We start from the raw sequence: 403 nt of genomic DNA, 5'->3' as shown, positions 1-403 counted from the left end.
AAATCACACCGAACATAAAGTACATCGATTGCATAGTGATAGTTCTTTATTAGCTGACATAGAAATATATCCACGTCCTCACCAAGGCTTTGATATTGTATACAATACAAATGCCTATGATGAGCTAACGATTCAAACATTAGTTAGTTTAATTAGAAGTATTAATATGCAATTAACACATAATCCTTCAAAGATAATTAAAGATATAGAATTATGTAATGAAAATGATTTTGAAATCTATCAAAACATCAACCATTCAACAAGTTCATCACATTATCAAACGGTAATGGAACGTTTTGAATATCAAGTAGAACAGTATCCAAATCAAATAGCATTGCAATATGAACAACAATCCATGACATATGCGGAATTAAACCACCACGTGAATCGCTTGGCACAATAT

General features: G+C 30.8%; 1 protein-coding gene. It reads left to right on the top strand.

What is annotated here, in order from left to right; all coding sequences use genetic code 11:
• Positions 1–28: 28 nt before the first annotated feature.
• On the top strand, positions 29–403 hold a 375-nt coding region (locus tag FOJ82_RS15965), incomplete at its 3' end, for a hypothetical protein (protein WP_221933208.1).

It is taken from the genome of Tessaracoccus rhinocerotis, assembly GCF_007197885.1.
Lineage (GTDB): Bacteria > Actinomycetota > Actinomycetes > Propionibacteriales > Propionibacteriaceae > Arachnia > Arachnia rhinocerotis.
This window is presented reverse-complemented; position numbering and strand designations above follow the sequence as displayed.